Consider the following 12,386-nt stretch of genomic DNA (forward strand, 5'->3'; position numbering starts at 1 on the left):
TCCATGAGCTTTAGCCGTCGCATTCAATAAGGAAGAAGTATGATCCACATTATTACAGGCAGCACGTTAGGTGGCGCAGAATACGTAGGGGATCACCTGAGTGATCTACTCAACGAGAATGGATTTGAAACAACGATCCACAACCAGCCTTCCCTCAGTGATATCGAAAATCAAGGTACGTGGTTGGTGATCACCTCTACACATGGAGCTGGTGAGTATCCTGATAATATCCAACCTTTTATCGCAGCATTACAAAATACACCGCCAAAAATGACTGATGTAAAATTTGCGGTGATTGCGATTGGTGACTCTAGCTACGATACGTTCTGTGCCGCTGGTCAACACGCTTATGATTTATTAGAGGATATTGGTGCAACCCCTCTCGCAGATTGCTTTAAAATCGATGTACTGAGCCATGATGTGCCAGAAGACGCCGCAGAGATGTGGTTAAAAGAGAATATCGAACGTTTTTAAACTCACGACTTTCCCTTCAACAGAGTCGAAATTCGGCTCTGTTTTCTCCCATGTGAATAACTCCCACCAAATTATTTTGTTTAACCGCTCAAAAACCAACCAAACAGACTGTGGATAACTACAATAAGATCCAGTGATTTTCCTTTAGTTATCCCAATAACAACTTTGATCAATTTTACCCCCTGTGTATAACCACCACTTTTGATCCCAGGTAATCCTCGATCTGATCCAATCATGATCACAAGATATGATCCAAAGAAGATCCATGATCTTGTTGATCATTTTTAGGTTATCCACAGAAACGGTCGATCCTAATAGTAGATCTAATAAAAGATCATATATATAGATCTTATATATATTTATCTTGAAGCTTAAAACGGATAAAACGAGAAAACGTTTTTCTCTCTGGCATAAAGCAGGTAAAATACGGCTCCTTTATCTGTCCATTAAATCCCTTTGAATACCTGAGGTCAGTTCATGCTTTATCACGAAAACTTTGACGTCATTGTTGTCGGTGGCGGACACGCAGGAACGGAAGCCGCGCTCGCATCTGCACGCACAGGACAAAAAACGCTTCTCCTTACCCATAACATCGATACATTAGGCCAGATGTCTTGTAATCCGGCGATCGGTGGTATTGGTAAAGGTCACTTAGTAAAAGAAGTAGATGCTATGGGCGGTTTGATGGCTGAAGCCATCGACCATGCAGGTATTCAGTTTCGTACACTAAATGCCTCCAAAGGTCCTGCAGTACGAGCAACTCGAGCTCAAGCCGATCGCGCTCTGTACAAAGCGTACGTTCGTAATGCATTAGAAAATGCGCCTAACTTAACGTTGTTCCAGCAGTCAGTTGATGATCTGATTGTTGAACAAGATCGCGCAGTTGGTGTGGTAACTCAAATGGGACTTCGCTTTCATGCGAAAGCCGTTGTGCTAACCGTGGGTACCTTCCTTGGTGGTAAGATCCACATAGGTATGGAAAGCTCGTCTGGTGGTCGTGCCGGGGATCCACCATCGATCGCATTAGCGGATCGACTGCGTGAACTGCCGTTCCGTGTGGATCGTTTAAAAACAGGTACTCCACCGCGCATTGATGCTCGTACTGTTGATTTTTCAGTGCTAGAAGCTCAGCACGGTGATAACCCAACGCCTGTATTCTCGTTCATGGGCAAACGTGAACAGCATCCGCGTCAGATTCCATGTTTCATCACCCACACCAATGAACAAACTCACGATGTGATCCGCAGTAACTTGGATCGCAGTCCAATGTACGCAGGTGTGATTGAAGGTATTGGTCCTCGTTACTGTCCGTCTATTGAAGACAAAGTGATGCGTTTCGCTGACAAAAACAGCCACCAAATCTTCATTGAGCCAGAAGGCCTAACCACGCACGAGTTATACCCTAATGGTATCTCGACCAGCTTGCCATTTGATGTGCAAGTACAAATCGTGCGCTCAATGAAAGGGTTTGAAAATGCACACATCGTTCGCCCAGGTTATGCGATTGAATATGATTTCTTCGATCCACGTGATTTGAAGCAAACGTACGAGACGAAGTTCATCCATGGTTTGTTCTTTGCTGGCCAGATTAATGGTACGACTGGCTACGAAGAAGCCGCAGCGCAAGGCTTGATGGCGGGCCTAAACGCAAGCTTGTTTAGCCAAGACAAAGAAGGCTGGAGCCCACGTCGTGACCAAGCTTACATGGGCGTGTTGATTGATGACTTATCGACCATGGGTACCAAAGAGCCGTACCGCATGTTCACTTCTCGTGCGGAATACCGCCTGCTACTTCGTGAAGATAACGCCGATTTACGTTTAACGGAAAAAGCGCGCGAGCTAGGCTTGATTGATGATGTTCGTTGGGCTCGCTTTAACGAGAAAATCAACAATATGGAAACGGAGCGTCAGCGTTTGAAAGCAACGTGGATGAATCCGAAGTCAGAGGGTGTTGATGAGTTGAACAAGCTGCTGAAAACCCCAATGGCCCGTGAAGCGAGTGGTGAGGATCTTCTGCGTCGTCCAGAGATCACTTATTCGCAACTGACGCAACTTGAAGCGTTTGCTCCTGTTCTTGAAGATCAGCAAGCGGCTGAGCAAGTTGAAATTCAAGTGAAATACGATGGTTACATCAAGCGTCAGCAGGAAGAGATCGAAAAATCACTGCGTCACGAAAATACCAAGTTACCTGCTGATTTGGATTACCGCGATGTAAAAGGTTTATCAAACGAAGTCGTTGCTAAACTGAGCGAGGCCAAACCAGAGAGCATCGGTATTGCATCACGCATTTCTGGTATTACGCCTGCTGCAATTTCTATTCTACTTGTTCACTTGAAAAAGCATGGTTTGCTGAAGAAAGGTGAGGAAGAATAATGAGCGCATTGCGAACAAAGCTGGATTCACTGATCGCGAAAACCGATTTGGAAGTGTCAGAACAGCAACGAGAGCAGTTAGTTGGTTATGTCGAACTGCTCGACAAATGGAACAAAGCGTACAATTTAACATCGGTACGTGATCCGCTTGATATGTTAGTGAAACATATTCTTGATAGTATCGTTGTAAGCGCACACCTGCCCGGTGAGCGCTTCATTGATGTTGGTACTGGTCCGGGGTTACCGGGCATCCCTTTGGCAATCATGAACCCTGAGAAAACCTTCTTTTTGCTCGACAGTCTTGGCAAACGCATCCGTTTTATCAAGCAAGTTGTGCACACATTAGGGCTGAAAAACGTGACACCAATTCAAAGTCGCGTCGAAGAATTCCAGCCTGAAGAAAAATTTGATGGCGTTTTGAGTCGAGCTTTTGCTTCAATGACAGACATGGTGGAATGGTGCCACCATTTGCCGAAACAAGAGCACGGGGTGTTTCTAGCGCTGAAAGGACAGCACCCTAAAGATGAAATGGATCAGCTTCCTGAATGGTGCAGTGTGACAGAGATCATATCTTTGGCTGTTCCTGAGTTGGAAGGTGATCGTCATCTAGTAATCTTATCGCGCAAGGAAAATTAGCGAGGTAATCGTGGGTAAAATTGTAGCAATCGCCAACCAGAAAGGTGGGGTCGGCAAAACAACAACGTGCATTAACTTAGCGGCTTCGATGGCGGCAACAAAGCGCAAGGTTTTGGTGATCGATCTCGACCCGCAAGGCAATGCTACGATGGCCAGTGGCGTGGATAAGTATATGGTCGACGCCACCGCATACGATCTTTTGGTTGAAGATACACCGTTCGATCAAGTCGTTTGTACCCAAACAACAGGGAAGTATGATTTGATCGCGGCGAACGGAGACGTGACCGCGGCAGAAATCAAATTGATGGAAGTTTTCGCTCGTGAAGTGCGTCTAAAAAATGCATTGTCGTCAGTTCGCGATAACTATGATTTCATCTTTATTGATTGTCCTCCTTCTCTAAACCTTCTTACAATCAATGCGATGGCGGCAGCTGACTCTGTGCTGGTGCCGATGCAATGTGAATACTTTGCGTTAGAAGGTTTAACTGCTCTTATGGATACAATCAGCAAGTTAGCGGCTGTTGTGAATGAAAACCTAAAAATCGAAGGTTTATTGCGTACCATGTACGACCCACGCAACCGCTTATCGAATGAAGTATCCGATCAACTTAAAAAACACTTTGGGAATAAAGTTTACCGTACTGTCATTCCACGTAATGTTCGTTTGGCTGAAGCGCCAAGTCACGGTAAGCCTGCAATGTACTACGATAAGTACTCCGCAGGTGCCAAAGCGTATCTTGCTCTAGCGGGCGAAATGCTCCGCCGCGAAGAAATCCCAGTTTAACTCTAACCTAAGGAATTCAATCCCATGTCTAAGCGTGGTCTCGGAAAAGGACTGGATGCGTTATTGTCGACCAGTTCGTTTGCTCGTGAAAAACAGCATATTGCATCGCATAGCCAAGAATTATCGGCAGACGGTGAGTTAACCGATTTAGCGATTGGTCAATTGCAGCCGGGCGTATACCAACCGCGTAAAGATATGGCGCCTGAAGCGCTAGAAGAACTAGCGGCTTCGATTCAATCACAAGGCATTATTCAACCAATCGTGGTTCGCCAGGTCGAAAATGGTCAGTTTGAGATCATCGCAGGTGAGCGCCGCTGGCGTGCTGCAAGGCAGGCGGGTTTAAAGCGCGTGCCGTGTTTGGTGAAAAAAGTTGAAGATCGTGCCGCCATCGCCATGGCGTTGATTGAAAACATTCAACGTGAAGACTTGAATGTGATTGAGGAAGCCCAAGCGCTTGAGCGTCTACAAGATGAATTCACGCTGACACATCAGCAAGTGGCCGATGTGATTGGTAAATCAAGAACGACGGTGAGTAACCTATTACGTCTGAATCAGTTGGAAGTTGATGTAAAAGGTCTGGTTGCAGATAAAAAATTGGAAATGGGTCATGCTCGAGCTCTGTTAGCGTTAGAAGGCGAACAGCAAGTCGAAGTAGCTCAACAAGTGGCTAAGAAGCAAATGACTGTTCGCCAAACCGAACAGTTAGTAAAAAAGTGCTTAGCCCCACAAAATGAGCAAAAAGGGCAACAAGAGGATACCGAAGCCGAGCAAATGTCGCATAAATTGAGTCAGCTGCTTGATGCAAAAGTTTCTCTTACCCGTTCTGCAAACGGAAAAGCGAAATTGACGATAAGTCTTGATGAGCCTCACAAATTGGACCAACTAATTGCCAAGCTTGAGGCCTAGATGAGATAATTGATTTAGGTCAATTAATCTAATTAATCGAATTTTGTGCGAAAGTTGTCGTTTTGTAAACAAAACTGTAAGTTTTTGATGCAATCGAATTGCTTTACGTTGAACTGAACGTATAATTTTCGCCAATTTCCCAGCACAGAGAGTTAAGTGCGAAGTGGATATTACTAGAGGTACGAATACATGGTAGCTGCGTTAGCTAGACCAGGACGAGAGCTCGCAAGGCAATTGTTAATGATCCAGTCTGGCGCGGTTATTTTTGTGGCAGCAGGAATGGCGGTAGCCATAAATCCTGACTGGGGATTTTCAGCGCTGATTGGCGGAGGCATTTTTGTTGTTGCCAATGCAGTATTCGCGCTGTGTGCTTTCATGTTTAGTGGAGCTCGCGCTGCCAAGCGCATCGCTGCTTCCTTCTATACGGGTGAAGTACTGAAAATTCTCATCACGGTTGCACTGTTCTATGTTGCCTACATGTATATGCAGGTGGAACTTGTTCCCCTCAAACTAACCTATTTGCTGGTACTAGGTATTAATATCTGTGCACCAGTGCTATTCATTAACAACAAAAAATAGGATGAGTTATGGCTGCGCCAGGTGAAGCGCTAACATCGTCCGGTTACATTGCCCACCACCTTTCTAACCTATCGCTATACAAGTTGGGTTTAGTAGGGTCGGAGACAAGTTTCTGGAACGTACATATCGATAGCCTGTTTTTTTCTTGGTTTACTGGTTTAATTTTCCTCGGAATTTTTTACAAAGTAGCAAAGAGAACAACAGCGGGTGTACCGGGTAAGCTTCAGTGTGCTGTAGAAATGATCGTTGAATTTGTCGCCGATAACGTCAAAGACACGTTCCATGGACGCAACCCACTGATCGCGCCTTTAGCACTGACTATCTTTTGTTGGGTATTTTTGATGAACGTGATGGACTTAGTTCCTATCGACTTCTTACCATACCCAGCAGAGCATTGGCTAGGTATTCCTTACCTTAAGGTTGTACCGTCTGCTGATGTGAATATCACCATGGCTATGGCTCTAGGCGTTTTTGCATTGATGATTTACTACAGCATCAAAGTAAAAGGTCTAGGTGGATTCGCAAAAGAACTTGCACTACATCCATTCAATCACCCACTGATGATTCCGTTTAACCTACTAATTGAAGTGGTATCGCTATTAGCGAAACCTCTATCACTTGGTATGCGTCTATTCGGTAACATGTTCGCGGGTGAGGTTGTATTCATTCTTTGTGCGGCAATGCTACCATGGTACTTACAATGGATGGGTTCACTACCGTGGGCAATCTTCCATATCTTGGTTATTACGATTCAAGCCTTCGTATTCATGATGTTGACAATTGTTTACCTGTCAATGGCACACGAAGATCCTGATCATTAATTTTTTTAAAGCTTTTTATTTGGGCACTAAGCCAACAACTATAAATTGGAGATAGTAATGGAAACTTTACTGAGCTTTTCTGCAATCGCCGTAGGTATTATCGTCGGTCTTGCTTCTCTTGGTACAGCGATTGGTTTCGCACTGCTAGGTGGTAAATTCCTAGAAGGTGCTGCACGTCAACCAGAAATGGCTCCTATGCTACAAGTTAAGATGTTCATCATCGCGGGTCTACTTGATGCGGTTCCAATGATCGGTATCGTAATCGCGCTACTATTCACTTTCGCAAACCCATTCGTTGGTCAACTAGGTTAATCACCTTTAACTCGGGACGGGCGATTATCGCTTGTCACTGATTAACACTAAGTCCAAATAGAGGGGTAGCTGTTGTGAACATAAACGCAACTCTGCTAGGTCAAGCAATCTCGTTCGCACTATTTGTGTGGTTCTGCATGAAGTATGTATGGCCACCATTGATGCAAGCGATCGAAGAGCGTCAGAAGAAAATTGCTGATGGTCTTCAAGCAGCAGAACGTGCTGCGAAAGACTTGGATCTAGCACAAGCCAACGCTTCTGATCAATTGAAAGAAGCGAAGCGCACAGCAACTGAGATCATCGAACAAGCGAACAAGCGTAAGTCTCAAATTCTTGATGAAGCTCGCGAGGAAGCTCAGGCAGAACGCCAGAAAATCCTAGCGCAAGCAGAAGCAGAACTTGAAGCTGAACGCAATCGTGCACGCGATGAGCTGCGCAAACAAGTTGCTACTCTGGCTGTAGCTGGTGCTGAGAAAATCCTTGAGCGTTCTATCGATAAAGATGCGCAAAAAGATATTCTCGACAACATTACTGCAAAACTTTAAGTCTGGGGGCGCATATGTCTGATTTGACTACTATCGCACGCCCCTATGCTAAAGCAGCCTTCGACTTTGCTTTAGAGAAAGACCAGTTGGACCAATGGGGCCAAATGTTATCTTTTGCTGCTGAAGTGGCCAAAAACGAACAAATGAACGAACTACTAACGGGTTCGGTTTCTGCTGACAAAATGGCAGAAATTTTTGTTGCAGTTTGCGGCGAACAAGTTGATGCGCACGGTCAAAACCTTTTGAAGGTAATGGCTGAGAATGGTCGTTTAGCGGCCCTTCCTGATGTTTGCACGGAGTTTTTTACTCTGAAAAAAGAACATGAGAAAGAAATTGATGTTGAAGTAATTTCAGCAACAGAGCTTTCTGATGAACAACTTGCAAACATTGGCAGCAAACTTGAAAAGCGTCTTGAACGCAAAGTGAAGCTGAATTGCAGTGTAGATGAGACCCTACTTGGTGGGGTTATTATTCGAGCCGGAGACCTAGTCATCGATGACTCAGCGCGTGGTCGTTTGAACCGCCTGAGCGATGCATTGCAGTCTTAATGGGGATTGGAGCATGCAACTTAATTCCACGGAAATTAGCGATCTGATCAAACAACGTATCGAATCTTTCGAAGTTGTTAGTGAAGCTCGCAACGAGGGTACTATCGTATCGGTAAGCGATGGTATCATCCGCATCCACGGCCTAGCGGACGTGATGCAAGGTGAAATGATTGAATTACCGGGTGGCCGTTATGCACTGGCACTTAACCTTGAGCGTGACTCGGTTGGTGCGGTTGTAATGGGCCCATATGCTGACCTTAAGGAAGGCATGAAAGTTACAGGTACTGGCCGCATTCTTGAAGTGCCAGTTGGTCCAGAACTACTAGGCCGCGTAGTAAACACGCTGGGTGAGCCTATCGATGGTAAAGGTCCAATCGAAGCGAAAATGACTTCGCCTGTAGAAGTGATCGCACCAGGTGTAATCGACCGTAAATCGGTAGACCAACCTGTGCAAACTGGTTATAAGTCAGTTGACTCAATGATCCCAATCGGTCGTGGTCAGCGTGAGCTTATCATCGGTGACCGTCAGATTGGTAAAACAGCACTGGCGATCGACGCGATCATCAACCAGAAAGACTCTGGTATTTTCTCTATCTACGTAGCAATCGGTCAGAAAGCATCGACTATCGCTAACGTTGTTCGCAAACTAGAAGAGCACGGCGCACTACAAAATACTATCGTTGTAGTTGCATCAGCTTCTGAATCTGCAGCGCTTCAATACCTAGCGCCTTACGCAGGTTGTGCGATGGGTGAATACTTCCGCGATCGCGGTGAAGACGCACTGATTGTTTACGATGATCTATCTAAGCAAGCGGTAGCTTACCGTCAGATCTCTCTACTACTTAAACGTCCACCAGGCCGTGAGGCATTCCCAGGTGACGTATTCTACTTACACTCGCGTCTACTAGAGCGTGCAGCTCGTGTAAACGAAGAGTACGTAGAGCGTTTCACTAACGGTGAAGTGAAAGGTAAGACTGGTTCTTTGACTGCTCTTCCTATCATCGAAACTCAAGCAGGTGACGTTTCAGCATTCGTACCGACTAACGTAATCTCGATTACCGATGGTCAGATCTTCCTACAAACTGAGCTATTCAACGCTGGTGTTCGTCCAGCTGTTGACCCTGGTATCTCAGTATCTCGTGTAGGTGGTTCAGCTCAGACGAAAATCATCAAGAAACTATCAGGTGGTATCCGTACAGCACTAGCTGCATACCGTGAACTAGCGGCATTTGCTCAGTTCTCTTCTGACCTTGATGACGCAACGAAGAAACAGCTAGACCATGGTCAAAAAGTTACAGAACTAATGAAGCAGAAGCAGTACGCTCCAATGTCTGTATTTGACCAAGCTCTAACTATCTTCGCGGCAGAGCGCGGTTACCTTGATGATGTAGAACTTAACAAAGTTCTAGATTTCGAGGCGGCTCTACTATCGTACGCTCGCGGTCAATACGCTGAACTAGCAGCTGAGATCGACAAGTCTGGCGCTTACAACGATGAAATCGAAGCTCAGTTGAAGAAACTGACTGACGACTTCAAAGCAACCCAAACTTGGTAATTAGGTCGGTGGCAGTTTCTGCCACCAACTAACGGAGAGTAACGATGGCCGGCGCAAAAGAGATACGTAATAAAATCGGTAGTGTTAAAAGCACTCAGAAAATTACGAAAGCGATGGAAATGGTAGCAGCTTCAAAAATGCGTCGTTCTCAAGATGCAATGGAAGCTTCTCGTCCATACGCTGAAACAATGCGTAAAGTGATCGGTCATGTGGCTAACGCAAACCTAGAGTACCGTCATCCGTACCTAGAAGAGCGTGAAGCTAAACGTGTTGGTTACATCATCGTTTCGACAGACCGTGGTCTGTGTGGTGGTTTGAACATTAACGTGTTCAAAAAAGCCGTTACAGACATGCAAGCATGGAGAGAGAAAGGTGCTGAGATTGAGCTAGCCGTTGTTGGCTCAAAAGCAACAGCTTTCTTTAAACATGGTGGCGCAAAAGTTGCGGCACAGGTTTCTGGTCTTGGAGATAATCCAAGCCTACAAGACCTAATCGGCTCTGTTGGCGTAATGCTGAAGAAATACGATGAAGGTGAACTGGACCGTCTATATGTAGTATTCAACAAGTTTGTAAATACTATGGTTCAGCAACCAACGATCGATCAATTGCTACCTTTGCCTAAATCGGACAGCGAAGAGATGCAGCGTGAGCATTCATGGGACTACATCTATGAGCCTGAACCAAAACCTCTACTGGATACGCTATTAGTGCGTTACGTAGAGTCTCAGGTATACCAAGGTGTGGTTGAGAACCTTGCTTGTGAGCAAGCGGCTCGAATGATTGCGATGAAGGCTGCAACGGATAACGCAACCAGTTTGATTGACGATTTGGAACTTGTGTACAACAAAGCCCGTCAGGCTGCGATTACACAAGAACTATCAGAAATCGTTGGTGGTGCAGCTGCGGTTTAAGCTTAGGTAAAACGAAATAGTTTAGAGGATTAACGATGGCTACAGGTAAGATCGTACAGATCATCGGTGCGGTAGTCGACGTAGAGTTCCCACAGAGCGATGTACCTAGTGTATATGACGCTCTAAACGTAACGGACTCAAAAGAGCGTCTAGTTCTTGAAGTTCAACAACAGCTAGGCGGTGGCGTAGTTCGTTGTATCGTAATGGGTAGCTCTGATGGTTTACGTCGTGGAGTAGAAGTGGTTAACACTGGCGCTCCAATTTCAGTACCAGTAGGTACTAAAACTCTAGGTCGTATCATGAACGTCCTAGGTGACGCGATTGACGAGCGTGGTGAAGTGGGTGCGGAAGAGGTTTACTCTATCCACCGTAGTGCACCAAGCTACGAAGAGCAATCAAACGAAATTGCACTTCTAGAAACGGGCGTTAAAGTAATCGACCTAATTTGTCCATTCGCTAAGGGTGGTAAAATCGGTCTATTCGGTGGTGCAGGTGTAGGTAAGACCGTTAACATGATGGAACTTATCAACAACATCGCACTACAGCACTCAGGTCTATCAGTATTTGCTGGTGTTGGTGAGCGTACTCGTGAAGGTAACGATTTCTACTACGAGATGCAGGAAGCGGGCGTTGTAAACGTTGAGAAGCCTGAAGAATCAAAAGTAGCGATGGTTTACGGTCAGATGAACGAGCCACCAGGTAACCGTCTACGTGTTGCACTGACTGGTCTAACAATGGCAGAGCGTTTCCGTGACGAAGGTCGTGACGTACTACTGTTCATTGATAACATCTACCGTTACACACTTGCAGGTACAGAGGTATCAGCACTACTAGGTCGTATGCCTTCTGCGGTAGGTTACCAGCCAACTCTTGCAGAAGAGATGGGTGTACTTCAGGAGCGTATCACGTCAACGAAATCAGGTTCTATCACGTCTGTACAGGCAGTATACGTACCTGCGGATGACTTGACTGACCCGTCTCCAGCAACAACGTTCGCGCACTTGGATGCAACGGTTGTACTTAACCGTAACATCGCTGCAATGGGTCTATACCCTGCGATCGACCCGCTAGATTCAACATCTCGTATGCTTGATCCACTAGTCGTTGGTCAAGATCACTACGAAGTTGCTCGTGGTGTTCAGCAGACTCTTCAGCGCTACAAAGAGCTGAAAGATATCATTGCTATCCTAGGTATGGACGAGCTATCTGAAGAAGATAAGCAAGTTGTATCTCGTGCACGTAAGATTGAGCGTTTCCTAACTCAGCCTTACCACGTAGCAGAAGTATTTACTGGTGACCCTGGTATTTACGTACCTCTAAAAGAGACTCTACGTGGCTTTAAAGGTCTACTAGCTGGTGAATACGACGACATTCCTGAGCAGGCATTTATGTACTGCGGTAGCATCGACGATGCTATTGAGAATGCGAAGAAGCTATAAGGCTAACTAGGAGGCGATATGGCAGCAATAACCTTTCACCTAGACGTAGTAAGCGCTGAGAAGAAAATCTTCTCTGGTCGTGTTGAAACGTTTCAGGTGACCGGTAGCGAAGGTGAACTTGGTATTTTCCATGGTCACACACCGCTGCTGACCGCTATCAAGCCTGGTATGGTGCGTATTGTGAAACAGCACGGCCACGAAGAAATTATTTATGTTTCTGGTGGTATGGTAGAGATTCAGCCTGGTACAGCGACTGTACTAGCTGATACAGCTATCCGTGGTGAAGAGCTAGACGCAGCGAAGGCAGAAGAAGCCAAACGCCGCGCTGAGGAGCAAATCCAGAATCAGCATGGTGACATGGACTTCGCACAAGCGGCCAGTGAACTGGCTAAAGCCATTGCTCAGCTACGAGTTATCGAGCTGACAAAAAAGCGTCGCTAAGCTCAATTAGCAACGTTGCATGAAAAAAGGCGGCCAATTGGTCGCCTTTTTGATTAATTTTAG

Annotated in this window: 14 protein-coding genes; all 14 read left to right on the forward strand. The window is 45.8% G+C overall.

The genetic code is table 11. The features are described 5' to 3' along the window. Positions 1 to 39: 39 nt before the first annotated feature. The 14 genes from mioC to R7P36_RS20385 all read left to right on the forward strand — a co-directional run bounded on the left by mioC (position 40) and on the right by R7P36_RS20385 (position 12,323). The gene (gene mioC / locus R7P36_RS20320) at positions 40 to 474 is read left to right on the forward strand and encodes an FMN-binding protein MioC (RefSeq protein WP_005378900.1); all 435 of its coding nucleotides are present in this window, start codon (positions 40 to 42) and stop codon (positions 472 to 474) included. Between the two features lie 477 nt (positions 475 to 951). Then, positions 952 to 2,847 (forward strand): tRNA uridine-5-carboxymethylaminomethyl(34) synthesis enzyme MnmG, encoded by a 1,896-nt coding sequence (gene mnmG / locus R7P36_RS20325; protein WP_137282464.1) that lies wholly within the window; start codon positions 952 to 954, stop codon positions 2,845 to 2,847. Further along, positions 2,847 to 3,482: a 16S rRNA (guanine(527)-N(7))-methyltransferase RsmG gene (gene rsmG, locus R7P36_RS20330; protein ID WP_005378902.1), complete on the forward strand. Its 636-nt coding sequence runs from the start codon at positions 2,847 to 2,849 to the stop codon at positions 3,480 to 3,482. The genes mnmG and rsmG overlap by 1 nt, the downstream gene beginning before the upstream one ends. A 10-nt stretch (positions 3,483 to 3,492) precedes the next feature. Beyond that, positions 3,493 to 4,266 carry a ParA family protein gene (locus R7P36_RS20335; protein WP_005383838.1) on the forward strand — a complete coding sequence of 258 codons (774 nt, stop codon included), beginning with the start codon at positions 3,493 to 3,495 and terminating at the stop codon, positions 4,264 to 4,266. A 24-nt stretch (positions 4,267 to 4,290) separates the two neighbouring features. Beyond that, entirely contained in the window at positions 4,291 to 5,172 is an 882-nt protein-coding gene (locus R7P36_RS20340) for a ParB/RepB/Spo0J family partition protein (RefSeq protein WP_005383840.1), read from the forward strand. A gap of 189 nt (positions 5,173 to 5,361) precedes the next feature. Further along, positions 5,362 to 5,751, forward strand: a complete 390-nt coding sequence (locus R7P36_RS20345; protein WP_005378921.1) for a F0F1 ATP synthase subunit I — start codon at positions 5,362 to 5,364, stop codon at positions 5,749 to 5,751. An 8-nt stretch (positions 5,752 to 5,759) separates the two neighbouring features. Further along, complete coding sequence (gene atpB, locus R7P36_RS20350) at positions 5,760 to 6,572, forward strand: F0F1 ATP synthase subunit A (RefSeq protein ID WP_005378922.1); 813 nt, start codon at positions 5,760 to 5,762, stop codon at positions 6,570 to 6,572. Between the two features lie 57 nt (positions 6,573 to 6,629). Next, positions 6,630 to 6,884, forward strand: coding sequence for a F0F1 ATP synthase subunit C (gene atpE, locus R7P36_RS20355; protein WP_002540812.1), 255 nt, complete (start codon positions 6,630 to 6,632; stop codon positions 6,882 to 6,884). Positions 6,885 to 6,958: 74 nt separating this feature from the next. After that, positions 6,959 to 7,429: a F0F1 ATP synthase subunit B gene (gene atpF / locus R7P36_RS20360; protein ID WP_005378929.1), complete on the forward strand. Its 471-nt coding sequence runs from the start codon at positions 6,959 to 6,961 to the stop codon at positions 7,427 to 7,429. Positions 7,430 to 7,443: 14 nt separating this feature from the next. After that, on the forward strand, positions 7,444 to 7,977 hold the full coding sequence (atpH, locus tag R7P36_RS20365) for a F0F1 ATP synthase subunit delta (protein ID WP_017635596.1): 534 nt from the start codon (positions 7,444 to 7,446) through the stop codon (positions 7,975 to 7,977). Positions 7,978 to 7,990: 13 nt separating this feature from the next. Continuing rightward, positions 7,991 to 9,532 (forward strand): F0F1 ATP synthase subunit alpha, encoded by a 1,542-nt coding sequence (gene atpA / locus R7P36_RS20370; RefSeq protein ID WP_005378931.1) that lies wholly within the window; start codon positions 7,991 to 7,993, stop codon positions 9,530 to 9,532. Positions 9,533 to 9,576: 44 nt separating this feature from the next. Further along, positions 9,577 to 10,443, forward strand: coding sequence for a F0F1 ATP synthase subunit gamma (gene atpG / locus R7P36_RS20375; RefSeq protein ID WP_005378932.1), 867 nt, complete (start codon positions 9,577 to 9,579; stop codon positions 10,441 to 10,443). A gap of 35 nt (positions 10,444 to 10,478) precedes the next feature. Further along, entirely contained in the window at positions 10,479 to 11,882 is a 1,404-nt protein-coding gene (gene atpD / locus R7P36_RS20380) for a F0F1 ATP synthase subunit beta (protein ID WP_005378933.1), read from the forward strand. Between the two features lie 18 nt (positions 11,883 to 11,900). Beyond that, entirely contained in the window at positions 11,901 to 12,323 is a 423-nt protein-coding gene (locus tag R7P36_RS20385) for a F0F1 ATP synthase subunit epsilon (protein WP_005378937.1), read from the forward strand. Positions 12,324 to 12,386 lie beyond the last annotated feature (63 nt).

The sequence above is a fragment of the Vibrio sp. 397 genome, from assembly GCF_033339395.1.
GTDB classification, from domain to species: domain Bacteria; phylum Pseudomonadota; class Gammaproteobacteria; order Enterobacterales; family Vibrionaceae; genus Vibrio; species Vibrio alginolyticus.